At 76.4% G+C, this 1,117-nt stretch carries 2 protein-coding genes; both read left to right on the forward strand.

Features of this window, described 5'->3' with window-relative positions:
- On the forward strand, window positions 1-520 hold a 520-nt coding region (locus ND748_RS32490; RefSeq protein ID WP_251750086.1), incomplete at its 5' end, for an SDR family oxidoreductase.
- Window positions 517-1,117 (forward strand): glycosyltransferase family 9 protein (locus ND748_RS32495; protein ID WP_374216099.1); only part of this gene is annotated, 601 nt, incomplete at its 3' end. The genes ND748_RS32490 and ND748_RS32495, both read left to right, overlap by 4 nt.

A 1,117-nucleotide genomic window follows, 5' to 3' on the forward strand; every position in this document is an offset into this window, starting at 1 on the left:
GCTCGCCACCCGCCGGCTCGTCGAGCGGACCGGCGGCCGGCTCGACGGCGTGTTCACCGCCGCGGGCACCGACCGCCCGGCGCCGTTCGGGGCGCTGGACGGCGCCGACTGGGAACGCATCGTCGGTGTCAACCTGCTCGGCACGGCGGCGGTGATCCGCGGGGCGTTGCCGTACCTGGAGTCCACGGCCGGACGGATCGTGACCTGCGCGTCCACCCTGGGGCTGCGGGTCGCCGGCGACGCGTCGGCGTACTGCGCGTCGAAGTTCGGCGTCGTCGGGTTCACCCGGGCGCTGGCCGAGGAGTTCAAGGGCCGGCTCGGCGTGACGCTGCTCGTGCCCGGCGGGATGACCACCGCCTTCTTCGACGACCGCGAGGAGCAGTACAAGCCCGGTCCCGACGCCAAGCTCAACCGGCCCGAGGACGTCGCGCGCACGGTGCTGTTCGCCCTGGCCCAGCCGCCCGGCTACGAGATCAGGGAACTGGTGGTGACGTCGTCCTGGGAGACGTCCTACCCTTGAGCACCGGTCCTGCCCGGCGCGGGCCGGTCGTGGTGCTGCGCGCGCTCGGCCTCGGCGACCTGCTCACCGGTCTGCCCGCGATGCGCGGCCTGCGCCGGGCGATGCCGGACGTGGACATCGTGCTTGCCGCGCCCCGCTGGCTGGAACCGGTGGCGCTGCTGTCCGGGGCCGTCGACGCCGTGCTCGACACCGCGCCGCTCGGACCGGTGCGCGTCGAGCGCCCGCGGCTCGCCGTCAACCTGCACGGCCGGGGCCCGCGGTCCACGGCCACGCTGCGTGCCCTACGGCCGGACGCACTGTGGGCGTTCGACCTGCCGCGGGGCCCGCGGTGGGAGCCCGCCAACGGGACCGGCGAAACCGACGGGACCAGCGAGGCCGACGGCAACTGCGGGGCCCGCGTGGGCCGGGAGCCGGACGAGCGCGAGGTGGTTCGGTGGTGCCGGCTGCTCGCCGCCTACGGCGTGCCCTGTGACCCCGACGACCTGGCGCTCGCCCGACCCGACCGGCACCAGTCGGAGGCGGACCGCGATGTCACCCTGGTCCATCCGGGTGGGGCGGCGCCGGCTCGGCGCTGGCCGGCGCGGCGCTGGGCGCGGG

The sequence above is a fragment of the Frankia sp. AiPs1 genome, from assembly GCF_023716945.1.
Lineage (GTDB): Bacteria > Actinomycetota > Actinomycetes > Frankiales > Frankiaceae > Frankia.